The sequence below is a fragment of the Curtobacterium sp. MCJR17_055 genome (assembly GCF_003224335.1).
Lineage (GTDB): Bacteria > Actinomycetota > Actinomycetes > Actinomycetales > Microbacteriaceae > Curtobacterium.
Genome location: NZ_QKLF01000005.1, coordinates 201041 through 223662 on the forward strand (window position 1 = coordinate 201041; position 22622 = coordinate 223662).

General features: G+C 72.0%; 22 protein-coding genes. 3 read left to right on the forward strand and 19 right to left on the reverse strand.

Going from position 1 to position 22622, the window contains the following annotated elements; genetic code table 11:
- Nucleotides 1-78: 78 nt before the first annotated feature.
- From DEJ16_RS12860 to DEJ16_RS12870, 3 genes are all read right to left on the reverse strand, one after another.
- Complete coding sequence (locus tag DEJ16_RS12860; protein ID WP_110825326.1) at nucleotides 79-798, reverse strand: DsbA family protein; 720 nt, start codon at nucleotides 796-798, stop codon at nucleotides 79-81.
- A 162-nt stretch (nucleotides 799-960) separates the two neighbouring features.
- Entirely contained in the window at nucleotides 961-2346 is a 1386-nt protein-coding gene (locus tag DEJ16_RS12865) for a glycine--tRNA ligase (protein WP_110825325.1), read from the reverse strand.
- 98 nt (nucleotides 2347-2444) lie between these two features.
- Nucleotides 2445-3533 (reverse strand): aminotransferase class V-fold PLP-dependent enzyme, encoded by a 1089-nt coding sequence (locus DEJ16_RS12870; RefSeq protein WP_110825324.1) that lies wholly within the window; start codon nucleotides 3531-3533, stop codon nucleotides 2445-2447.
- Nucleotides 3534-3604: 71 nt separating this feature from the next.
- Between DEJ16_RS12870 and DEJ16_RS12875 the strand changes: the two genes are divergently transcribed.
- Complete coding sequence (locus DEJ16_RS12875) at nucleotides 3605-4543, forward strand: LysR family transcriptional regulator (RefSeq protein ID WP_110825323.1); 939 nt, start codon at nucleotides 3605-3607, stop codon at nucleotides 4541-4543.
- Nucleotides 4544-4583: 40 nt separating this feature from the next.
- Here the strand turns inward: DEJ16_RS12875 and DEJ16_RS12880 are convergent, their stop codons facing one another.
- The 15 genes from DEJ16_RS12880 to hrcA all read right to left on the reverse strand — a co-directional run bounded on the left by DEJ16_RS12880 (nucleotide 4584) and on the right by hrcA (nucleotide 19962).
- Nucleotides 4584-5384 (reverse strand): isoprenyl transferase, encoded by an 801-nt coding sequence (locus DEJ16_RS12880; RefSeq protein WP_110825322.1) that lies wholly within the window; start codon nucleotides 5382-5384, stop codon nucleotides 4584-4586.
- A complete protein-coding gene (gene recO, locus DEJ16_RS12885) occupies nucleotides 5381-6256 on the reverse strand; it encodes a DNA repair protein RecO (protein ID WP_110825321.1) in 876 nt (291 codons plus the stop codon). The genes DEJ16_RS12880 and recO overlap by 4 nt, the downstream gene beginning before the upstream one ends.
- A 261-nt stretch (nucleotides 6257-6517) precedes the next feature.
- A complete protein-coding gene (leuA, locus tag DEJ16_RS12890; protein WP_110825320.1) occupies nucleotides 6518-8287 on the reverse strand; it encodes a 2-isopropylmalate synthase in 1770 nt (589 codons plus the stop codon).
- Between the two features lie 259 nt (nucleotides 8288-8546).
- Nucleotides 8547-9941 carry an ABC transporter permease gene (locus DEJ16_RS12895; protein ID WP_110825319.1) on the reverse strand — a complete coding sequence of 465 codons (1395 nt, stop codon included), beginning with the start codon at nucleotides 9939-9941 and terminating at the stop codon, nucleotides 8547-8549.
- Nucleotides 9938-10687, reverse strand: a complete 750-nt coding sequence (locus DEJ16_RS12900) for an ABC transporter ATP-binding protein (RefSeq protein WP_110825318.1) — start codon at nucleotides 10685-10687, stop codon at nucleotides 9938-9940. Before DEJ16_RS12900 ends, DEJ16_RS12895 begins: the two co-directional genes overlap by 4 nt.
- A gap of 108 nt (nucleotides 10688-10795) precedes the next feature.
- Nucleotides 10796-11491: a response regulator transcription factor gene (locus DEJ16_RS12905; protein ID WP_110825317.1), complete on the reverse strand. Its 696-nt coding sequence runs from the start codon at nucleotides 11489-11491 to the stop codon at nucleotides 10796-10798.
- Nucleotides 11488-12729, reverse strand: a complete 1242-nt coding sequence (locus DEJ16_RS12910; RefSeq protein WP_110825520.1) for a sensor histidine kinase — start codon at nucleotides 12727-12729, stop codon at nucleotides 11488-11490. The genes DEJ16_RS12905 and DEJ16_RS12910 overlap by 4 nt, the downstream gene beginning before the upstream one ends.
- A gap of 86 nt (nucleotides 12730-12815) precedes the next feature.
- Nucleotides 12816-13754: a GTPase Era gene (era, locus tag DEJ16_RS12915; RefSeq protein ID WP_110825316.1), complete on the reverse strand. Its 939-nt coding sequence runs from the start codon at nucleotides 13752-13754 to the stop codon at nucleotides 12816-12818.
- Nucleotides 13751-15073: a hemolysin family protein gene (locus tag DEJ16_RS12920; RefSeq protein WP_110825519.1), complete on the reverse strand. Its 1323-nt coding sequence runs from the start codon at nucleotides 15071-15073 to the stop codon at nucleotides 13751-13753. Before DEJ16_RS12920 ends, era begins: the two co-directional genes overlap by 4 nt.
- Nucleotides 15074-15078: 5 nt before the next feature.
- Nucleotides 15079-15540 (reverse strand): rRNA maturation RNase YbeY, encoded by a 462-nt coding sequence (ybeY, locus tag DEJ16_RS12925; protein ID WP_110825315.1) that lies wholly within the window; start codon nucleotides 15538-15540, stop codon nucleotides 15079-15081.
- Nucleotides 15537-16631, reverse strand: coding sequence for a PhoH family protein (locus DEJ16_RS12930; protein WP_110825314.1), 1095 nt, complete (start codon nucleotides 16629-16631; stop codon nucleotides 15537-15539). The genes ybeY and DEJ16_RS12930 overlap by 4 nt, the downstream gene beginning before the upstream one ends.
- Nucleotides 16582-16935 (reverse strand): histidine triad nucleotide-binding protein, encoded by a 354-nt coding sequence (locus DEJ16_RS12935; RefSeq protein ID WP_110825313.1) that lies wholly within the window; start codon nucleotides 16933-16935, stop codon nucleotides 16582-16584. Before DEJ16_RS12935 ends, DEJ16_RS12930 begins: the two co-directional genes overlap by 50 nt.
- A gap of 76 nt (nucleotides 16936-17011) precedes the next feature.
- Nucleotides 17012-17776: a 16S rRNA (uracil(1498)-N(3))-methyltransferase gene (locus tag DEJ16_RS12940; RefSeq protein ID WP_110825312.1), complete on the reverse strand. Its 765-nt coding sequence runs from the start codon at nucleotides 17774-17776 to the stop codon at nucleotides 17012-17014.
- Nucleotides 17776-18888, reverse strand: coding sequence for a molecular chaperone DnaJ (gene dnaJ, locus DEJ16_RS12945; RefSeq protein ID WP_110825311.1), 1113 nt, complete (start codon nucleotides 18886-18888; stop codon nucleotides 17776-17778). Before dnaJ ends, DEJ16_RS12940 begins: the two co-directional genes overlap by 1 nt.
- 51 nt (nucleotides 18889-18939) lie before the next feature.
- Nucleotides 18940-19962, reverse strand: a complete 1023-nt coding sequence (gene hrcA / locus DEJ16_RS12950) for a heat-inducible transcriptional repressor HrcA (RefSeq protein WP_110825310.1) — start codon at nucleotides 19960-19962, stop codon at nucleotides 18940-18942.
- Between the two features lie 123 nt (nucleotides 19963-20085).
- On the opposite strand from hrcA, the gene DEJ16_RS16005 reads away from it, so the two are divergent.
- Complete coding sequence (locus DEJ16_RS16005) at nucleotides 20086-20589, forward strand: DUF4870 domain-containing protein (protein WP_258365973.1); 504 nt, start codon at nucleotides 20086-20088, stop codon at nucleotides 20587-20589.
- A 13-nt stretch (nucleotides 20590-20602) separates the two neighbouring features.
- Here DEJ16_RS16005 and hemW read toward each other — a convergent pair whose 3' ends face one another.
- Nucleotides 20603-21820: a radical SAM family heme chaperone HemW gene (gene hemW, locus DEJ16_RS12960; RefSeq protein WP_110825309.1), complete on the reverse strand. Its 1218-nt coding sequence runs from the start codon at nucleotides 21818-21820 to the stop codon at nucleotides 20603-20605.
- Between the two features lie 29 nt (nucleotides 21821-21849).
- Between hemW and DEJ16_RS12965 the strand changes: the two genes are divergently transcribed.
- On the forward strand, nucleotides 21850-22560 hold the full coding sequence (locus tag DEJ16_RS12965; RefSeq protein ID WP_181419592.1) for an HAD family hydrolase: 711 nt from the start codon (nucleotides 21850-21852) through the stop codon (nucleotides 22558-22560).
- Nucleotides 22561-22622: the final 62 nt, after the last annotated feature.

The window sequence follows — 22622 nt, forward strand, 5'->3', positions numbered from 1 at the left end:
GACGCGTCGGTACCGGCTCGCGTGGGCCCAGGCCGGCCGGGAGGCCCGACCCGGCACCCAGCGGGCCCGTCGCGCCCGTCATCGGGTCACCTCGGCGTCCGCTGCCGCGTCGTCCTCGGCGCGCTGGGCGGCCTCGGCCATCTCGGCGGGGGTCGACTCCCGGAGGGCGACCACCTGGCGGAGGACCTGCTCGAACGCCGCCGGGTCCTGGGCACCCGAGACGCCGTACTTGCCGTCGATGACGAAGAACGGGACACCGTTGATGCCGTACGCCTGGGCCTGCGCCTGGTCGGCACGGACCGCGGCGAGCTGGGCGTCGTCGCGGAGGGTGGCGAGCACCTCGTCACGGTCGAGTCCGACCTCGGCGGCCAGGTCGGCGAGCGATTCGTCCTGCCCGACGTGTTCGCCGCGCTCGAAGTAGGCGGTGAAGAGCCGCTCGACCATCTCGAGCTGCTTGCCGTGCTGCTTGGCCACGTGGATGACCTGGTGCGCCTTGACGGTGTTCGTGTGCCGTAGGGCGTCGTAGTCGTAGTGCAGGTCGACCTGGGCGGCGATGCCGGCGACCTGGTCGATCATCTGCTGCGCCTGCTGCACCGGCAGGCCCTTGTGCTGCGAGAGGAACTCGGCCTCGGTGCCCTCGAAGTCGACGGGGGTGTCCGGGCTCAGTTCGAAGGAGTGGTACTCGACCTCGACCGGCCCACCGAACGCGGAGACGCCCGCCTCGAACTTGCGCTTGCCGATGTAGCACCAGGGGCAGGCGATGTCCGACCAGACATCGACCTTCACAGTGTCGCTCATGCTCACCCCAACGCCAGCCGGCGTTCCCCATTCCCGCCCCGCCGGCGTCGTTCGGCACCGCACAACCAGGACCGCCCCGAACCGACGGATCCCGTGGTTCGAGGCGGTCTTGGTCGTGCGAGTCCGATCGGCGCCGGCCGACGGAACGGCACCGGCCGCGTGCTACGCGCCGAGCAGCCGCTCCCCCAGGTACCCCTGCAGGCGATCGAGGCCGACGCGCTCCTGGCCCATCGTGTCGCGCTCGCGCACCGTCACGGCCTTGTCCTCGAGCGTGTCGAAGTCGACCGTGATGCAGAACGGCGTGCCGATCTCGTCGTGGCGGCGGTAGCGGCGGCCGATCGCACCGGCGTCGTCGAAGTCGACGTTCCAGTTCTTGCGGAGGTCGTCCGCCAGGCCGCGGGCGACCGGCGAGAGCTGCTCGTTGCGGGACAGCGGGAGCACCGCGGCCTTGACGGGTGCCAGGCGCGGGTCGAGGCGCAGGACCGTGCGCTTGTCGACGCCGCCCTTCGCGTTCGGGGCCTCGTCCTCGGAGTACGAGTCGAGCAGGAACGCCATGAGGGCACGGGTCAAGCCGAAGGACGGCTCGATGACGTACGGGACGTACTTCTCGTTCGCGGCCTGGTCGAAGTAGCGGAGGTCCTGGCCCGACGCCTCGATGTGGTTCTTCAGGTCGAAGTCGGTGCGGTTCGCGACGCCCATGAGCTCGCCCCACTCGGTGCCGGCGAACCCGAAGCGGTACTCGATGTCGGCGGTGGCGTCGGAGTAGTGCGCCCGCTCACCGTCCGGCACGTCGAACCGGCGGAGGTTCTCCGGGTCGATGCCGAGGTCGGTGTAGAACGCGACGGCGTCCGCGATCCACTGCTCGTAGTGCTCCTCGGCCGAGGCCGGCGGCACGAAGTACTCGATCTCCATCTGCTCGAACTCGCGGGTGCGGAAGATGAAGTTGCCCGGCGTGATCTCGTTGCGGAACGCCTTGCCGACCTGGCCGATGCCGAACGGGGGCTTCATGCGGCTGGTCGTGACGACCTGCGCGAAGTCGACGAAGATGCCCTGCGCGGTCTCGGGACGGAGGAAGTTCAGGCCCTCCTCGGACTCGACCGGGCCGAGGTACGTCTTGAGCATGCCGGAGAACTCACGGGGCTCGGTCCACTCGCCGCGGGTGCCGCAGTTCGGGCACGCGACCTCGGCCATGCCGCCCTCGGGAGCGCGGCCCTTCTTCGCCTCGAACGCCTCGAGCAGGTGGTCCTCGCGGAAGCGGTGGTGGCAGTGCAGGCACTCGACGAGCGGGTCGGTGAACGTCGCGACGTGCCCGGAGGCCTCCCACACCTTGCGGGGCAGGATGACGGCGGAGTCGAGGCCGACCATGTCGCCGCGGCCGCGGACGAACCGCTGCCACCACTGGCGCTTGATGTTCTCCTTGAGCTCCACGCCGAGGGGGCCGTAGTCCCACGCGGAGCGGGATCCGCCGTAGATCTCCCCCGACTGGAAGACGAAGCCACGGCGCTTGGCCAGGGCGATGACGCTGTCGAGACGGGAGGGCTGTGCCACGGAGAGCTCCTGTGTTCGCCGAGCTGGGTGCTCGGTGTGCGGGCGGACCCGGCAATGCTAGCGGCCCGGGAGGCCCGCCCAGGCTCCTCCTCGGCTCGTCACGGTTCCGACGCGGCCGGCTCCTCCCCCGCCAGCGCCGCGACCACGGCGGACACGTCGTCCTCGTCGTTCCAGTGGTGGAACGCGATGCGGAGGCGGCCGGCCCGACCCGAGGCGGTGAGCCCCGCAGCGGTCACCGCCCGGAGTGCCGTCCCGTCGGCGTCCGGGAACGTGACGATCGCCTGCCCCTCGGCACCGCCGCCGGCCGCAGCACCGACACCGCGCCCCTGCCGCGGCGACCCGAGCGCGTCGCAGAGCCGGTCCGCCAGAGCGGTGGCGTGCCTCCAGGTCGAGCGCTGGTCGAGGGCCACGGCGTGCCGGAGCGCCGCCACCGCGCCGGGCCACGCCGGCCAGGCCGGGGAGACGTCGAACCGGCGTGCGTCGTCGGCCAGGCGCATGGCGGGGCCGTAGCAGGACGACCACACGTCCTCGCCCGCGTACCACCCGGCCTGCACGGGGCGCAGCCGACCGAGTGCCTCGTCCGAGAGCGTCATGAACGCGACGCCGCGCGGGGCGCACAACCACTTGTAGGCGTGCGTGAGCGTCACGTCGAAGGGCGCGGCGGAGACCGGCAGCACCCCGGCCGCCTGCGTCAGGTCGCAGAGCGTGAGCGCACCCACCCGGCGGGCCGCGGCGACGACCGGGTCCGGGTCGGTAACGACGCCGCTCGCCGACTGCACGGCGGACCAGACGACGAGCGCGGTGTCCGGTCCGACGGACGCCGCGAGTCGGTCGAGCGGGACGCTGCGCACGCGGACGCCGCGGTGGGCCTGCGCCAGGAAGGGGAACACGACCGAGCTGAAGTCACCGTCGGGGACGACGACCTCGGCGCCGTCGGGCAGGGCGTCGGCGACGACGGCCGCCATCACGGACGTCTGGGAGCCGGTCGCGACCTGCGCCGCCGGGACGCCGACGAGGGACGCGAACAGGGCGCGCCCCTCCTCCACGAGGGCGCCGTAGCGGGCCGGGGAGGTCTCGGCGCGCGACCACGCGTCGAGGTCGGCGCGCTGGGCGGCGAGGGTGCCGAGCGACGGGAGGCCTGCGGTGCACGCCGCGAGGTAGCCGCGGCCGTCGGGGAACGAGTCCATGTCCGACAGGGTCCTCCCGACCGACCCATCACGCCAGACCATCCTGCTTGTGCCACCGGTAACATGACGTGATGGACGAGATCGATCCGCAGCTGCTCCGGGTCCTCCGCGCCGTCGCGGACCACGGTTCGATCACGCGTGCGGCGACCTCCCTGGGCTCGAGCCAACCCGCCGTCAGCCAGCTGCTGACCCGCGCGGAGCAGCGGCTCGGGCACGCGCTCGTCCTCCGCGGCGGCCGCGGTGCCACGCTCACACACGCCGGGCAGGTGCTCGCCGACCACGCCCTGCACGTGCAGGCGGCGCTGACCGCCGCGCGCGAGGACCTGGACGCCGTCGGCGGCCTCACCCGCGGCCGGGTGCGGCTGGCCGGGTTCCCGAGCGCCTCCTCGGGCCTCGTGCCCACGGTGCTCGCGCGGCTGGCGGTGACGGCGCCGGGCGTGCGGACCTCGTACGTCGAGGTCGAACCGCCCGAGGCGCTCGACCTGGTCCGCAGTGGCGAGGTCGACGTCGCCCTCACGTTCACCTACGTCGGGGACGAGGTCGGCGCCGTCCCCGACCCCGGGCTCGTCACCCGGGCGCTCGGACGCGACCCGCTCGCGCTGGTGACGCCGGTCGACGCGGGTCGGCCGGGAGGCCCGGACACCGACCGCACCGCCGCCGCCGTCGTCGACCTCGCGGCGCATCGGGACGACCGGTGGATCGGCGGCTGCCCGCGCTGCCGTGGCCACCTGCTCGCCTCGTGCGCCACGGCGGGGTTCACGCCGGACATCGTCCTCGAGACCGACAACGCGGCCGCGGTGGTGGGGCTCGTCGCCGCCGGGCTCGGGGTGGCGCTGCTCCCCCGGCTGGCGCTCGCGACGACGGTCATCCCCGCCGGTGTCGCGATCGACCCCGTGGACGACGACCTGGCCCGACGCGTCGAGGTCGTCGTCGCCCGCGGCGCCGAGCGCGTGCCGAGCGTGCGGGCCGCGCTCGACGCCGTGCGGTCGGCGGCACACCTCCTCGCTTGACCGGGCGGCCACACGCACCGGCCTCGGCTGCGCGGGCGGCCTAGGCCGTCGGGGTGTCCACCGCGCCGCCGTACCGACGGTCGCGGCGGGCGTACTCCTCGATCGCGCCCCACAGGTCGGAGCGACGGAAGTCGGGCCACAGCCGGTCGAGGAACACCATCTCGGCGTAGGCCGACTGCCAGAGCAGGAAGTTGCTCGTCCGCTGCTCCCCCGAGCTCCGGAGGAAGAGGTCCACGTCGGGCAGCTCGGGGACGTACAGCCGCTTCGCCAGGGTCTTCTCGGTCACCTGGCTCGGCTTGAGGCGTCCGGCGGCGACGTCGTCCGCGATCGAGCGCACGGCGTCGGCGATCTCGTTGCGTCCGCCGTAGTTGACGCACATCGTGAGCGTGAGGACGTCGTTGCCCGCGGTCAGCTCCTCGGCGGTCTGCAGCTCGTCGATGACGCTCCGCCACAGCCTCGGCGTGCGACCCGCCCACCGGACGCGGACGCCCCACTCGTGCAGCTGGTCGCGCCGACGGCGGATGACGTCCCGGTTGAAGCCCATGAGGAACCGGACCTCCTCCGGTGAGCGCTTCCAGTTCTCGGTCGAGAACGCGTACGCCGACACGTGCGTGACGCCGATCTGGATCGCGCCGGCCACCACGTCGAGCAGCGAGGCCTCGCCGGCCTTGTGTCCCTCGATGCGGGTGAGTCCGCGCTGGTTCGCCCACCGGCCGTTGCCGTCCATGACGATCGCGACGTGCTCGGGGACGAAGCGCCCCGGGATGGCGGGCGGCTGCTCGCCCGTCCAGTCGACCGGCAGGAAGGACTCCGGCTCGGCAGCGGGACGGCGAGGGCTCATGCGCGGGTTCCTTCGGGTTCGGGCGGTGCGGGTACGGCGCCGGCGGCGTCGGGGTCCGCCGGGTCGGGCGTCGGCACCGGCGGCGCCGGCACCGCTGCCACCGCCGCCGGCACCCCGCCCGGGTGCGGGGCCAGGGGCGACGGGTGCTCGGTGCGGTCGACGTGCGGCAACGACCGGAGCGATCGTTCCAGGTGCCACTGCGCGTACGCCGCGACCACGCCGGAGGCCCGGGATCTCGTCCGCTCGTCCGTCGCGTCGACGGTCCCCCAGTCACCGGCGAGCAGCGACCCGAGGACGTCGAGCGTCGCGGGGTCCAGGCGCGGTGTGCCGGGAGGCGCGGCCGAGTCCGCCACGACCCCGCCGAGCTGCACGACGAACGCCGAGTGCGGCCCGGGCTCCCCGGTGACGGCGCAGTCGCTGAACGACGGCGCCCACCCCGCGATGCTCATCGCGCGGAGCAGGTACGAGTCGAGGGTCGCGCTCGGCTGGTGTTCCCCGCGCGACAGCGACCGCAGGGCACCGACGAGCAGCAGGTACTGCTGGAGCCCGGCGTCCGCCTCGCTCAGTCGGTCGGCGGTCTCGACCATCGCACTCGCCGCCGTGTACGCGCCGTAGTCGGCGACGATGCGGGCCCCGTACGCGCCCAGGGACTCGGCCTGCGTGACGATGTCGAGCGACCGGCCCTCGTAGAACTGGGCGTCGACGACCATGAACGGTTCGAGCCGCGAGCCGAACTTCGACGCGGTGCGCCGGACGCCCTTCGCGACGGCCCGGATCTTGCCGTGCTGCCGGCTGAGCATGGTGACGATGCGGTCGGCCTCACCGAGCTTGTGGGTGCGCAACACGACGCACTCGTCCCGGTACAGCGGCATGACCCCAGTATCCCCCGCCCGACCGACACGACCTGCCCGCTGGTCGCCGCGGTCGCACGACCCGCCGCGCGCAGATCGCCGAGGTCGCAGGACGTGCCGGCCCGGCACGCTCCGAGCGGCAGGTCGTGCGACTTCGGCGCACGGACGGGATGGGCGGACGGACGGGACCGGCGCACGGACGGGATGGGCGGACGGACGGGACCGGCGGACGGACGGGAGGCGCGGGGCGGGCCCGCACCGCGCCTCCCGTCCGCCGCGGTGCTACGCGGAGACGAGCTCCGGCGCGCCGGAGGCCGCACCCGCGCGCACGGCACGGTTCACCGCGGACACGATCGCCTTGAGCGACGCGGTGGCGATGTCGGCGTCGATCCCGACGCCCCAGAGCCGGACGCCGTCGACGTCGAGTTCCACGTACGACGCCGCCTTCGCGTCCCCGGAGGCGCTCATCGTGTGCTCGGAGTAGTCGTACAGCGTGACGGCGACGCCCTGCTCCGCCATCACGGAGAGGAAGGCGTCGATCGGACCCGTGCCGACCGCTTCGGACGTGACCGAGCCCTCGTCGACGCGCATCGCGACGGACAGCTTCGTGGTTCCGTCGAAGTCGCTCGAGGTCGCGGTCTTCGTGATCTCGTAGCGGCCCCACTTGTCGTCGTCGACGTGCGCGGGCAGGTACTCGTCGGAGAACAGCTCCCAGATCCGCTCGGACGTGAACTCGCCGCCCTCGGCGTCGGTCCGCCGCTGCACGACCCCGGAGAACTCGATCTGCAGCTTGCGGGGCAGGTCGAGCGCGTGGTCGGTCTTCAGCAGGTACGCGACACCGCCCTTGCCGGACTGCGAGTTCACCCGGATGACGGCCTCGTACGAGCGGCCGATGTCCTTCGGGTCGACCGGCAGGTACGGGACGGCCCAGACGACGTCGTCGACACCGACGCCCTCGGCGGCCGCACGGGCCTCGAGCGCCTCGAGGCCCTTCTTGATCGCGTCCTGGTGCGACCCGCTGAACGCGGTGTAGACGAGGTCGCCCGCCCACGGCTGGCGCTCCGGCACCGGCAGCTGGTTGCAGTACTCGACCGTGCGCTTCACCTGGTCGATGTCCGACAGGTCGACCTCCGGGTCGATGCCCTGCGTGAACAGGTTCATCCCGAGGGCGACCAGGTCGACGTTGCCGGTGCGCTCCCCGTTGCCGAACAGGCAGCCCTCGATGCGGTCGGCACCGGCCATGTAGCCGAGCTCGGCGGCGGCGACGGCGGTGCCGCGGTCGTTGTGCGGGTGCAGCGACAAGATGACGTCCTCGCGGTGGGCGAGGTGGCGCGACATCCACTCGATCGAGTCGGCGTAGACGTTCGGCGTCGCCATCTCGACGGTCGCGGGCAGGTTGATGATGACCTTGCGCTCGGGGGTCGGCTCGAAGACCTCGAGCACGGCGTTGCAGATCTGCACCGCGACCTCGAGCTCGGTGCCGGTGTAGGACTCCGGCGAGTACTCGTAGTAGACCGTCGTGCCGTGCTGCAGCCGGGCCTCCGCCGCCTTGCACATGTGCGCCCCGGCGACGGCGATGTCGATGACGCCCTGCACGTCGGTGCGGAAGACGACCTCGCGCTGCACGATGCTCGTCGAGTTGTACAGGTGGACGATGGCCTGCTTCGCGCCGTCGATCGCCTCGTAGGTGCGCTGGATGAGGTGCTCGCGCGCCTGGGTCAGCACCTGGATCGTGACGTCGTCAGGGATCGCGCCCTCGTCGATCAGCGACCGGACGAAGTCGAAGTCGGTCTGCGAGGCGCTCGGGAACCCGACCTCGATCTCCTTGTAGCCCATCCGGACGAGGAGGTCGAACATCGCCCGCTTGCGCTCGGCGTCCATCGGGTCGATGAGGGCCTGGTTGCCGTCACGCAGGTCGACGGCACACCAGCGCGGCGCCTTGTCGATGCGCTTCGTGGGCCAGGTGCGGTCCGGCAGGTCGACGCTGATCTGCTCGTGGAACGGGACGTACTTGTGGATCGGCATCCCGGAGGGCTGCTGGGTGTTCTGCATCGGTTCGCTTTCGTCGGTGTGGTTCAGGAGCGGCCACGACGGACTCCGCGACGAGGTGGGCCGGTTGTCAGGCCTCGTCGCGGCGACGAAGGAGGAGGAGTGCCGAGGACATCGGGTTCACGCTAGCACCGGAGGTGGCCGCCGGCGCACTGTGTGACGGCAGGCGCACGGACGGGAGGCCCACCACCGGTCCGGTGGTGGGCCTCCCGTCCGGCACGGCCGACCCGCCGCTGGCGCGTCGCACCGGACCGGCGGCCGCTCAGTCGACCGCGAGCGCCTCCGTCGGTGGCACACGCATCGCGCGTCGCACCGGCGCGACCGTCGCGACGACCGCGAGGACGAGTGCCCCGACCACGACGATCGCGATCGTCAACGGCGGCAGGACGGGCGTGACGACCGAGCCGAGCACGCCGAGCAGCGTCTGCCCGCCGAGCCACCCGTAGAAGGTGCCGAGCACGAGCCCGGTGACGACGGCGGCGACCACCATCTGCACGGCCTCGGTGACGATCATCCGACGGACCTGCACACCGGTCAGTCCGAGCACGCGGAGCAGCCCGAGCTCCCGACGGCGCTGCAGGACGCCGAGCGCGAGTGCGTTGACGACCCCGACGGCGGCGATCACGGCCGAGAACCCGACGATCACGCTCACGACGGCGTTGAGCTGCTCGAAGAAGCTCCGCTGCTCCTCGAGCATCGCGGGCGTCATGCCGTCCACGCCGGACAGGGTCGACTCGGTGACGTGCTGCATGATGCCGAGCGCCACGGCGAAGGTCACGAGCAGCGTGACGCCGATGACGAGCCCGATGGTGGCACGGGCGGACCGCGCCGGAGCACGCATGGCGTTGCGCCCGGCGAGCAGGACCACCGGGTCGTGCGCGCCGATCCGGCCGATCGCCTGCAGCACCGGGGGCATGACGATCGTCGCGCCGACGGCGACCCCGGCGAAGGAGACGAAGCCGCCGAGCGCCGCCGGCAGGACGGCGAGCGGGGTGACGGCGCTCAGCGCGAGCCCGAGGACGGCGAGGAGCGCGCCGCCGGACATGAGGACGATCGCCCAGACCTTGCGCGCTGTGCCGGACCGGACGTCGTCGTGGCTCGGCTCGACGCTCGACGACAGGGCCTCGAGCGGGGTGACCGTGAGCACGCGGCGCGACCCCGCGGCGAAGGCGCCCCAGGTCGCGAGGACCACCGCGACCACCGGCAGGACGAGCTCCCACGGCACGAGGGTGTACGAGCGGTCCGGCAGGAAGCCGTTCCCGCGGAGGACGGTCACGAACACCGCCGACAGCCCCGTGCCGACCAGGGCGCCGACGACCCCGCCGACCAGCCCGACGAGCAGCCCGGTGCGGGTGATGCGGGACCGGATGGACGCCCCCGTGGCGCCGACGAGCCGCTGCAGGGCGATGACGCGGGTCTGCCCGGCGATGAGGGTCGCGCACGTGTTGGCGGTGACGATCGCCCCGACGTACAGGGCGATGCCGAGGAAGAGCCACCCGATCACCGAGAGGATCGCCTTGACGGTGGCGACGTCGTCCAGCGGGCTCATCGCCATCGCCTCGGTGACGATGCCGGGTGCGATGACGAGTGCGGAGCCGAACGTCGTGCCGAGCGCCGCGACGAGGACGGTCGGAGCGAACTGTCGGAGCCCGTTCACGCGGCGGCCTCCATCCCGAGCATCGTGGCGGAGATGTCCGCTGCTGCCATCGCGGGGCGGTCGGCGACGATCCGGCCGTCGGCCAGGAACAGGATCCGGTCCGCGTTCGCCGCCGCCACGGGGTCGTGCGTGACCATCACGACGCTCTGCCCCCAGTCGGCGACCGCACCGCGCAGGATGGCGAGCACGTCACGGCCGGTGCGGGAGTCGAGCGCGCCGGTCGGCTCGTCGGCGACCACGACGGCGGGTCGGGAGGCCAGCGCGCGGGCGATGGCGACGCGCTGCTGCTGCCCGCCGGAGAGCTGGTGGGGTCGGTGCGTGAGACGGTTGCCGAGGCCGAGCATGTCGACGAGGCGGTCGATCCACGCCGACTCCTCGCGGTCCGGCTTGTGGCCGCCGAGCAGGAACGGCAGCCGGATGTTCTCGCTGACGTCGAGCGTCGGCACGAGGTTGAAGGACTGGAACACGAAGCCGAGACGGCGACGACGGAGTTCGGTGAGTTCCCGGTCGCCGAGGCCGGTGATGTCCGTGCCGTCGATGGTGATGCGACCGGACGACACCTGGTCGAGTCCGGCGGCGACGTGCATGAGGGTGGACTTGCCGGAGCCGGACGGGCCCATGACGGCGGTGAACTCGCCCGCGCCGATGTCGACGCTGACGTCGTCGAGCGCCGTCACCCGGCGCGAGGCGTCACCGTAGTGCTTGGACACGTGGTCGAGACGGATGATCGGAGCGTGGTTGGTCATGGCTCCACGATCGCGTCCGGGAGGACCGTCCCGCGTCCGTCGCCTGGCTCGCGTCCGTCATCCGTTCGGCTCGGTTCCCCCGTCCGGGTCCGCCTGACGGATGATGTTTCAGTCGCCCTTGGTGACGAGCCCGTACTCGTGGGCGAAGACGACCAGGCGGACGCGGTCCCGCAGTTCGAGCTTCGTCAGGACCCGCGAGATGTGGGTCTTCACGGTCGCCTCGCTGACGTACTCGTGCTTCGCGATCTCGGCGTTGCTGAACCCCCGGGCCGCGAGGTCGAAGATCTCGCGCTCGCGGGGCGTCAGGTCCGCGAAGGCGGGCGGCACGCTCTGCCGCTGCTCTGCCGGGTCCTCGTAGCGACGCAGGAGCTCGCGGGTCGCCGAGGCCGCGAACACCGTCGTGCCCGCGTGCACCGTCCGGATCGCCGCGAGCAGGAACTCGGGGTCGGCGTCCTTCAGCACGAAGCCGCTCGCACCGGCCCGGATGGCCTTCGCGGCGGCTTCGTCGAAGTCGAAGGTGGTGAGGACGAGCACCTTGGCGGACGCAGCGCTGTCGACGATCCGGGCCGTGGCGGTGATGCCGTCCATGACCGGCATCCGGACGTCCATGAGCACGACGTCCGGACGGCTCTGCCGGACGAGTTCCACGCCCTCCGCGCCGTCACCCGCTTCGCCGACGAACTGCAGGTCGGGCTGCGACCCGATGAGCATCCGGATCCCGGTGCGGAAGAGTGCCTGGTCGTCGACGAGGGCGACGCGGATCCGTGCCGGCTCGGTGCTGCTCGTGCTGTCCGCGGTGGTCATCTCGTGCTGCGCTCCTGATCGGTGGACGGGATCATGGCCCGGGGCATCTGCCCGGTGGCGGGTTGGGCGGGCATCCGGACCTCGACGGCGAAGTCGTCGCCTCGGGGTCCCGCGGTCATGCTCCCGCCGGACATGGTGGCACGCTCGCGCATGCCGACGAGTCCGTGTCCGGTGCCGGGTCCCGGTCGGTCGTCCTCGGCGCGGCGGTTCACGACGGCGATCTCGACCGTGTCCGGGCGGTAGGTCAGTCTGGCCCGGACGGGTGCACCGCGCGCGCCGTGCTTGTACGCGTTCGTCAGGCTCTCCTGCACGATGCGGTACACGGCGAGCTGCGTGGTCGTCGGCAGCGCGGACGGGTCGCCCTCGCGCTCGACCTGCACGTCGAGGCCGACCTCCCGCATCTGGCCGACGAGCTGTTCGATGTCGTCGACGTCCGGCGTGGGCGCGGTGCCCTGCTCGTGGCGGAGTGCTCCGAGCAGCTCGCGGACGTCCCCGAGGGCCCGACGTGCGGTCGACCCGATCGTGCCGAGTGCTTCGTCGGCGAGGGACGGGTCGGCGCGCAGGGCGTACCGTGCGCCGTCGGCCTGGGCGATCACCACCGCGAGTGAGTGCGCCACGATGTCGTGCATGTCGCGGGCGATGCGTACCCGTTCCTGCTCGATCGCCACGGCGCGGTCAGCCCGGGCGGCGTCACGCTCGGCGAGCAGCTGCGCCTCCCGGCTCATGCCCGCGGCACGCCGGGCGCGGGCGACGACACCACCGAGCCACGGCAGGAGGAGGACGGCGAGGACGATGACGAGGTACGCCAGGAGCGTCTTCAGCGTCTGGTCCCATGCGTCGGCCTGCGAGGACCCGTAGTCGACCTGCCGGGCCCACTCCTGGGCCGCCGAGTAGACCGCCGCGACCACGCTCCCGAGGACGGCCGACACGAGCCCGGCGACGCGGGTCTTCCGACCGCCGTACGCGCTCGTCGTGTACATGACGCCCGCGATCATGATGTCGAAGAGGTTGCCGCGCTGCGCCGTCACCATCTGGAACACCGCGGTCAGCCACGCGAGCGCGAGCGCCAGACCGGGAGCGGACCGCCGCAGCGCGAGCGCGACGACGAAGCCGCCGATGGCCGCGAGGATGACGACCTGGTCGACCCCGCCGACCGACAGCACGGCGAAGACCCCGCCGGCGAAGAGGGCGATCAGGACGTCGACCACGACCTGGTTGCGGAGCATCGGACGGAACACCTGACCACGGTAGGCGGCGGGATGCGTCGCGCGCGTCCGACGACGGGATGACCCCTGCTCCGCGGTCCGCATCGGCCTGGTCCGGGTCAGAACCCGAGGCGTCCGAGCTGCTTCGGGTCCCGCTGCCACTCCTTGGCGACCTTCACGCGGATGTTGAGGTAGACGTGCCGCCCCAGGAGCCCCTCGATCTCGACGCGCGCACGAGTGCCGACGTCCTTGAGCCGACCGCCCTTGTGACCGATCACGATGGCCTTCTGGCTGTCCCGCTCGACGAACAGGTTCGCGAAGACCCGCAGCGGGCCGTCCGGGTCGTCGTCCGCGTCCGGCTCGACGACGTCCTCGATGACGACCGCGAGCGAGTGCGGGAGTTCGTCCCGCACGCCCTCGAGCGCGGCTTCCCGGATGAGCTCGCCGATGCGCTCCTCGTCGGTCTCCTCGGTCACGGCCTGGTCGTCGTACAGCTGCGGCGACTCCGGCAGCAGCGACACGACCTCGTCGAGGAGGTCCTCGAGCTGCAGGCCCTCGGTGCCCGACGTGGGGATGATCGCGTCCCACTCGCGCAGTCGCGAGACCGCGAGCAGCTGCTCGGCGACCTTCTCCTTGCCGGCACGGTCGATCTTCGTGACGATCGCGACCTTCCGAGCGCGCGGGTACTGGTCGAGGGTGTCGTTGATGAAGCGGTCGCCCGGGCCGATCGGCTCGTTCGCCGGCACGCAGAAGCCGATGACGTCGACGTCGCCGAGCGTCGACTGCACGAGGTCGTTGAGCCGCTCACCGAGCAGCGTGCGCGGACGGTGCACCCCGGGGGTGTCGACGACGATGACCTGTCCGTTCGGCCGGTGCACGATCCCGCGGATGGCGCGGCGCGTCGTCTGCGGCTTCGAGGACGTGATCGCGACCTTCTGCCCGACCAGGGCGTTCGTCAGCGTGGACTTGCCGACGTTCGGACGGCCGACGAAGGAGACGAACCCCGCACGGTAGGGGGTGGTCGTCTCGGGGGCGGCGTCGGTTCCGGGGTCCGTCATGTGGTTCGTGTTCCCGTCGTGGTGGTGTCGGTGTCGCCGAAGGCCTGCTCGGCCGACGCGAGGTCGGTGGTGCGCTCGGCGAGCACCGTGATGAGGTGGCGCCGCTTGCCCTCGACGCGGTCGGCGGTGAGCACGACGCCGGACACGGTGACGGTGTCCCCCGCGGACGGCAGGTGACCGAGCTCCTTCGTGAGCAGACCGCCGGCCGTGTCGACGTCGTCGTCGTCGAGCTCGATGCCGAACAGGTCGCCGAGCTCGTCGATCGGGAGCCGCGCCGAGATGCGCCAGCGCCCCGGCTCGACCTCGGCGCGGTCGACCACGGCACGGTCGTACTCGTCCGAGATGTCCCCGACGAGCTCCTCGATGAGGTCCTCCATCGTCACCAGGCCGGCGACCCCGCCGTACTCGTCGACCACGAGCACGAGGTGGTTCTTCGCGAGCTGCATGTGGCGCAAGGTGTCGTCCGCGGGCTTCGACTCCGGCAGGAACTCCGCCGGTCGGAGCATCGTGCGGACCGACCGCGACCCGACCTCGGGCCGTTCGTACAGGGCCCGGGCGAGGTCGCGGAGGTACGCCACGCCGAGCACGTCGTCGCTGTCGCGACCGGTCACCGGCATCCGGGACACGCCCGTAGCGAGGAACTGCTCCATGACGGCGGCGACCGTGTCGTGTGCGTCGGCCGTCACCATGTCGGTGCGCGGCACCATCACCTCGCGGACCAGGGTGTCGCTGAACGCGAAGACCGAGTGGATGAGTTCGCGGTCGTCGGCCTCGAGCACGTTGCTCTCCGTGGCCTCGTCGACGAGCGACAGCAGCTGCTCCTCGCTCGAGACACTGGAGGCGCTCCGGACCCGGCCCGGTGTCACCCGGTCGCCGATCGCCACGAGGAGCCCGGCGAGCGGACCGAGCACGATGCGGACACCGCGGACGAGTCCGCCCGTCGCGGCGATGATGCCCTCGGCGTGCGCGCGACCGACACTGCGCGGGCTCGAGCCGACGAGCACGAAGGACACCGCGGTCATGATCGCCGCGGACAGGATCAGCGCGACCCACCACGTGTCGGTCACCCGGACGAGGGCGATCGTCACGAGGACCGCGGCGGCCGTCTCGGCGAGGACGCGGAAGAAGTTGAGGGCGTTGACGTGCGCGCCGGGGTCGTCCGCCAGCGCCTCGACGGCACGGCGGCGCTTGCTCCCGCGGGCGATCTCCTCGAGGTCCGCGCGGGACAGCACGGAGAGCGCGGAGTCGGCGGCCGCGAGCAGTCCACCGAGGACCACCAGCACGAACGCCACCGCGAGCAGACCGGTGACGAGGAGCACTGCGGTCACCGCCCCCGACGCTGGGCGGCGAAACCGCGGAGAATCTCGCCCTGCAGGCCGAACATCTCGGCCTTCTCGTCCGGCTCGGCGTGGTCGAACCCGAGCAGGTGGAGGATGCCGTGGCAGGTGAGCAGGAGGATCTCGTCGAGGGTGGAGTGCCCCGCGGTCCGCGCCTGCTCCTCGGCCACCTGCGGGCAGACGACGATGTCACCGAGGAGCCCGGCCGGCGTCGGCTCGTCCTCGGTGCCGGGACGCAACTCGTCCATCGGGAAGCTCAGGACGTCGGTGGGGCCGGGCTCGTCCATCCACCGGATGTGCAGCTGCTCCATCGCGCCCTCGTCGACGAAGACGATCGCGAGCTCGGCGTCGGCGTGCACGTGCATGGCGTCGAGCGCGAAGGCGGCGAGGCGCTGCACGGTGTCCTCGTCCACCGCGACGCCGGACTCGTTGTTGAGCTCGATGCTCACCGGGTGCCTCCTCGGCGGTCGTCCTGGTGCTCGGAGCGCTTCGCGGCCTGCTCGGCGAGCCGTTCCTCGTCGTGGACCGTGTAGGCGTCGACGATCTTCCCGACCAGGGTGTGGCGGACCACGTCCTCGCTGCCGAGACGGGCGAAGTGGATGTCCTCGACGTCCCGCAGGATCCGCGTCACGAGACGCAGCCCCGAGACGTTGCCCGGCAGGTCGACCTGCGTGATGTCGCCCGTGATCACCATCTTCGAGCCGAAGCCCAGACGGGTGAGGAACATCTTCATCTGCTCGGGCGTGGTGTTCTGCGCCTCGTCGAGCACCACGAAGGAGTCGTTGAGCGTCCGCCCGCGCATGTAGGCGAGCGGTGCGACCTCCACCGTGCCGGCGGCGAGGAGCTTCGGGACGAGCTCCGGGTCCATCATCTCGTTGAGCGCGTCGTACAGCGGGCGGAGGTACGGGTCGATCTTGTCGGTCAGCGTCCCCGGCAGGAACCCGAGCCGCTCACCGGCCTCGACCGCGGGGCGGGTGAGGATGATCCGGGAGACCTCGCGGCGCTGCAGGGCCTGGACGGCCTTCGCCATCGCCAGGTACGTCTTGCCGGTACCGGCCGGCCCGATGCCGAACGTGATGGTGTTCTCGTCGATCGCGTCGACGTACGCCCGCTGCCCGTCCGTCTTCGGACGGACCGACTTGCCGCGGCTCGACACGATCGGCGTGCCGAACACATCGGACGGGCTGCGGTCCGCGTCGATGATGCGGGCCGAGTTCGGGATGTCCGACTGGCCGATGTCCTGCCCGCGCCGGACCATGCCGACGAGTTCGTCGACGAGCGCCCGCGCGCGGGTGACGTCACGCTCCGGACCGGACAGCGAGACCTGGTTGCCGCGCACGAGCACGGTCACGCTCGGGTACTGGCGCTCGACGGTCTTCAGCAGGCGGTCCTGCGGCCCGAGCAACTGCACCATGGCGATGCCGTCGACGGTGAGCTCTGAGACGGACACGGGCTCGGAGACGGACTCCGGCTCGGTGGTGGCTGGTTCGTCAGCTGGCAAGGGTGCCTTCCTGCAGGTCTCCTGCGAGTACGTGCGCATGCACGTGGAACACGGTCTGACCGGCGGCTTCGCCGGAGTTGAACACGAGTCGGAACTGACCGCCCGCACGCTCGTCGGCGATGCGCTGGGCGGTCGCCACGACGTGGGCGAGCAGTCCGGGGTCCGCGCTCGCGAGCTCGCTCACGGTCGCGTACTCCTGGGTCTTCGGGACGACGAGCACGTGGACGGGGGCCTTCGGCGCGATGTCCTCGAAGGCGATGACACGGTCGTCCTCGGCGACGATCGTGGCCGGGATCTCACGCGCGACGATCCTCGTGAAGACGCTGGGCTCGGTGCTGGTCATGGCACCATCGTAGAACGCGCGACCGATGCCACGCCTTCCCGCCGTCCGAGCCGGGTCCGATCAACGCGGTGGCCGCTCACCAGCGTCCGAGCCGTGCCTGCAGCACCGCGAGGGCGGCCGGTCCGGCGGTGGAGGTCCGCAGCACCGTGTCGCCCAGGCGCACCCGGACGGCGCCGGCCGTCTCGAGCCGTTCGAGTTCGGACGGGTCGATGCCCCCCTCCGGGCCGACGACGAGCGCGATCTCGTCCGTCTCCGCCGGTGGTTCCCAGGTGGCCAACCGGACCGTCGCGGTCGGTTCCAGCAGGACCAGCGTGCGCCGCGCCTCCCGTCCGGGTGCCGCCGGAGCGGCTCCTGCCCCTCCGGCGAGCTGCGCCGTGGTCACCGGAGCGAGCACCTGCGGGACCCGTGACCGGATCGCCTGCTTGGACGCCTCCTGCGCGATGGCCGCCCAGCGGGCACGGCCCTTCTCGATCTTCGCGCCGTCCCACCGCGAGACGCTGCGGGCGGCCGCCCACGGCACGACGCGGTCGACGCCGATCTCGGTCGCGGCCTGCACGGCCATCTCGTCCCGTCCGCCCTTCGCGAGGGCCTGCACCAGGGTCAGCGACGGCCGCGGGGCCTCGTCGACCTCCACCGCCTCGACCGTCAGGACCAGCGAGTCCTTGCCGACCGAGGCCACCGGTCCCGTGACGACCGTGCCCCGGCCGTCCGACAGGCGGAGCTCCTCGCCGACGCGGACCCGCGACACCGTCACCGCGTGCCGGCCCTCGGCGCCGTCGAGCGACACCCGGGCGCCCACGGCGACGTCGTCGAGCGCGTCGACGAGGTAGAGCGAGGCCATCAGAAGTTGAAGAACCGGTCGCGGAGCTTGCCGAACATGCCCTGCTGGAAGCGGGACAGCTGCGGGGCGCCGGCCTTGTGCGTCTTCGCCAACTGCTCGACGAGCTGCCGCTCCTTGTGCGAGAGCTTGGTCGGGGTGACCACGTGCACGCCGACCTTCAGGTCGCCACGGCCAGAGCCGCGCAGCTTCGTCACGCCGCGGTCCTTGATCACCAGGACGTCGGCGCTCTGCACGCCCGGACGGAGTTCGAGCTCCACCGGACCGTCCAGCCCGTCGATGGTCGTCGTGGCGCCGAGGATCGCGTCCGTCATGGGCACCTCGAGCGTGGCGAGGAGGTCGTCGCCGTCGCGGCTGAACACGTCGTGATGGCGCACCCGGACCTCGAGGTACAGGTCACCGGCGGGACCACCGGCGGGACCGACCTCGCCCTGGCCGGGCATCTGCAGCCGGAGACCGGTGTCGACGCCGGCGGGGACGTCCACCGGCACCGTCCGACGGGCCCGGACACGGCCCTGGCCCTGGCAGGTCGGGCAGGGGTTCGGGATCACGGTGCCGTAGCCGCGGCAGGTGCCGCAGGGGGCGCTCGTCACGACGTTGCCGAGGAGCGAGCGGACCTGGCGCTGGATGTGTCCGGAGCCGCCGCAGATGTCACACGTCTGCGGACTCGTCCCGGGCGCGCAGCACGAGCCACCGCACGTGTCGCAGAGGACCGCCGTGTCGACCTCGAGGTCTTTGTGGGTGCCGAAGACGACCTCGTCGAGGTCGACCTCCAGCCGGAGCAGGGCGTCGCCGCCGCGCTCGGCACGACTGCGTGGACCGGTCCCCCGGCCGCCACCGCCGCCGCCGCCCCCGAAGAAGGCGTCGAAGATGTCGCTGAAGCCGGCGCCCCCACCGCCGAAGGGGCTGTCCTGCCCACCGGCGTCGTAGCGACGACGCTGTTCCGGGTCGCTCAGGACGTCGTACGCGTGCGTGACGTCCTTGAAGCGCTCTGCCGCGTCGGGGCTCGGGTTCACGTCGGGGTGGAGTTCCCGCGCGAGCCGCCGGTACGCCTTCTTGATGTCGGCATCGGAGGCGTCGCGCGGGACGCCGAGGACGTCGTAGTGGTCTGCCAAGTGTTCCTCAGGGGGTGCGTGGGTGGGCGGGGGTGGTGACGGACGCGGCGGTCAGTTCTCGCCGAGCAGCCGCGACAGGTAGCGGGCGACCGCTCGGACAGCGGCCATGTTCGTGCCGTAGTCCATCCTGGTCGGACCGAGGACGCCGAGTCTGGCGATCTCGCCGCGCGCGGCGAGGTAGCCGCCCGCGACGATGCTCGTCGCGTCGAGACCGTACTCCGCGTTCTCGGCACCGATGCTCGCCGCGACCGCGATGTCGTCGACCTGCATCTCCCCGAACAAGCGGAGCAGGGTGACCTGTTCCTCGATCGCCTCGAGCACCGGGAAGAGTCCGCCGGAGAAGTCCTGTTCGCTCTTGGCCAGGTTCGCCGCGCCGGCCATCAGCAGGCGGTCCTGACGGTTCGCCGCGACCTGCTCGACCAGGCTCGCCACGACCACACCGGCGAGCGGCTGGACCTCCGGACGGAGCTGACCGGGGATGGCGCGGAGCGCGTGCGGTGCATCCTGCAGCGGCAGGCCCACCGTGGCACCGTTCACGACGGACCGCACCTCGGTCAGGGCGGACTCGTCGAACGGGACGTCGGTCTCGATCACGCGCTGCTCGACCCGGGCAGTGTCGGTGATGAGGACCACCATGAGCCGGGTGTCGGCGAGACGGACCAGTTCGACGTGCTGCACGCGGGCGTGACCCATCGTGGGGTACTGCACGAGCGCGACCTGGTTCGTCAACTGGCTCAGCAGCCGGACCGTCCGGGTGAGGACGTCGTCGAGGTCGTTCGACGCACCGAGGAAGGTCTCGATCGCCTGACGCTGGGCACCTGAGAGCGGTCGTGCGGCCGCGAGGTGGTCGACGAACACCCGGTAGCCCTTGTCGGTGGGCACCCGCCCCGACGAGGTGTGCGGCGCGATGATGAGTTGCTCGTCCTCGAGCTGCGCCATGTCGTTCCGGATCGTGGCCGCGCTCACGCCGAAGGCGTGCCGCTCGACAATCGTCTTCGAGCCGACGGGCTCACGGGAGGCGACGTAGTCGCGCACGATGGCCTTGAGGACCTCGAGACTGCGTTCGCTGACCACCGGTTCCCCTTCCGCTCGTGCTGACCTGCGACCGGCTGGCACTCTCACCGGTCGAGTGCTGATCTTACGCCTGACCGCCGACGTCGCGGGACTTCTGCACAGGCGGCTCGGTACGCTGCGGGCATGAGCTACGGACAGGAGCCCGGCGGCCCCGAGCAGCACCGGGACGGCAAGCCCGACGGACGGCAGTACCCCGGAGGGCAGTACCCGGGTGGGCAGCAGCCCGGCAACGGTCAGCAGTACGGCGGGTGGGAGCGCCCCGGGCAGCAGTACCCGGCCGGGTACCAGCCGCCGCAGCCGATGACCCCCGAGGACCAGCGCCTCTGGGCGACCCTGACGCACGTCGGCGGCATCTTCTTCAACATCCTGGTCCCGCTCGTCGCCTACCTCGTGCTGCGGGACCGCGGACAGTTCGTCCGCGAGCACACCCGGGTGGCACTGAACTTCCACATCACGATGGCCATCGCCTACTTCGCCGGCGGCCTGACGTCCGTGCTCGGCATCGGGTTCCTCGTCATCGCAGCCGCCGCGATCGTGTCGATCGTGTTCGGCATCATGGCGGCCATCGCCGCGAACCAGGGCCAGTTCTACAAGTACCCGCTCTCGATCGAGTTCTTCAAGCCCTGACCTCGTCCGGGAGCTAGTCGAGCAGGTCGCGCACGACGGCGTCCGCCAGCAGGCGACCCTGCAACGTCAGCTCCAGGGAGCCGCCGAGCGCAGCCCGACCGTCCACGAGCCCACGTGCGATGAGCCCGGCGACGCGGCTCCGGGCCTCCTGGCGGAGTTCGTCGATGCGCAGCTCACCGCGCACCCGCGCGGCGAGCAGCACGCGCTCCACGTACCGTGTCTCGGCGTCCAGCGTCTCGCGACCGGCCGCCGGCGACACGTCCTGCAACACCCGGTTCGCGTACGCGGCCGGGTGCTTGACGTTCCACCAGCGCGTCCCGGCGACCGCCGAGTGCGCACCGGGGCCGACGCCCCACCAGTCGTGGCCCTTCCAGTAGGACAGGTTGTGCCGGCTCGCGTGCTGCGGGCCGCGCGCCCAGTTCGAGACCTCGTACCAGTCGTACCCGGCGTCCCGGAGCACCCGGTCCGCGAGCTCGTACATGTCCGCGGCGAGGTCGTCGTCCGGTGCGGGGAGTTCCCCCCGCGAGACCGCGCGGCCCATCGCGGTGCCGTCCTCGACGATGAGCGAGTACGCCGAGACGTGGTCCGGCGCGCAGGCGATCGCGGCGTCGAGCGACGTCCGCCAGTCGTCGAGGGACTCCCCCGGCGTCGAGTAGATGAGGTCGAGGCTGACGTCGAGACCCTGCTGCTTCGCGAGGTCGACGACGACCGGCACCCGCTCGGGGTCGTGCGTGCGGTCGAGGGTCGCGAGCACGTGCGGGACCGCGGACTGCATGCCGTAGCTCATCCGCGTGAAGCCCGCCCGCTGCAGGGTGGCGATCGAGTCGGCGTCGACGGAGTCCGGGTTCGCCTCGGTCGTGACCTCGGCCCCGGGGACGATGCCCCACGTGTCCTCGATCGCCCTGAGGATCATCGCCAGGTCGGACGCCGGCAGCATCGTCGGGGTGCCACCGCCGAAGAAGACCGTCGAGACCGGGCGGCGCGGGATGCCGGAGCGCTCGAGCACCTGGTCGGCGAAGGCAATCTCCCGCAGCGCGTGCCCGGCGTAGTCGTCACGCCGCACCCCGCGGAGCTCGGACGCGGTGTACGTGTTGAAGTCGCAGTACCCGCAGCGCACCCGGCAGAACGGCACGTGGACGTAGACGCCGAAGGGGACCTCGCCGGTCCCGGGGGCCGGTTCGACCAGTCCGTCCGCGGGAGCGGGGTCGGCGATCGGGAGAGCACTCGGCATGGGGTCCATTCTCCGTCATCATGGACGGCATGGAGCACCAGCCCGTCACTCCCCCGGCCCCCGTCCCCACCACGGTGTTGTGGGACATCGACGGCACGCTCGTGCGCAACGCCGCGTCACCGGGCAACCTGTACCACCTGGCGCTCGAGCGGGCGCTCGGTCGCGACCTACCGCTGCTCGTCGGCCACCAGCACGGCCGGACCGACGCCGGCATCATCGTCGAGCACGTCCGAGCGCACCACCTGGAGGACGAGCTCGTGCCGACGGTGAGCGGGCACCTGCGCGACCTGTCGGAGGAGCGTCACCGGTCCGGGGACCGCCGCACACCCGCCCCGGGCGCGATCGACCTCGTCCGGCACTTCGCCGCGATCGGCTGGCGGAACGGCCTGCTCACCGGCAACTCCGCCCACCGTGCCCGGATCAAGCTGCTCGGCGCGGGCTTCGACGTCGACGCCTTCGACTGGGACCACTCGTACTTCGGGGACGAGCAGGTCGAGCGGTCCGGGGTGACGGCCCTCGCGGCCGCCGCACTCAGCGGGACCCGGGCGGTGATCGTCGGCGACACGCCCCGCGACGGCGAGGCCGCGGACGCCGTCGGGATCCCGTTCCTCGCGGTCGCGACCGGCGTCTACGACGTCGACGCACTCCGGGCGACGAGCGCTGTGGCGGTCGCCCGCGACTGCGTCGCGGACGCACGCCTCATCGAGGACGCGATCGCGCGTCTCGCGCCGCTGGCCTAGGGAGGGGTGACCGGAGCGTCGGACCCGCTGCGGGCCTCCAGGCCGGGAGGCCCGACGTCGGT